This window comes from Flavobacterium celericrescens (assembly GCF_011392075.1).
GTDB classification, from domain to species: domain Bacteria; phylum Bacteroidota; class Bacteroidia; order Flavobacteriales; family Flavobacteriaceae; genus Flavobacterium; species Flavobacterium celericrescens.
Map to the genome: position 1 here is coordinate 1 of NZ_JAAJBV010000038.1, position 207 is coordinate 207.

The window sequence follows — 207 nt, forward strand, 5'->3', positions numbered from 1 at the left end:
TATCTTCTACCGTTACTACTTGAGTAGCAGTTGCTGTGTTACCTGAACCATCTACTATTGTCCAAGTTACTGTTGTACTTCCTATTGAGAATGAAGCTGGAGCGTCGTTAGTTACACTTACTACAGAGCAGTTGTCTGCAGTTACTGGTGTACCTAATGCAACGTTAATTGCATAACAATCATCATTTGTGTTGATTGTGATATCCG

General features: G+C 39.6%; 1 protein-coding gene. It reads right to left on the minus strand.

Annotation, left to right across the window (positions count from 1 at the left end):
• Nucleotides 1-207: HYR domain-containing protein (locus G4L40_RS12950; RefSeq protein ID WP_166237599.1), on the minus strand; the 207-nt coding region annotated here is incomplete at both ends.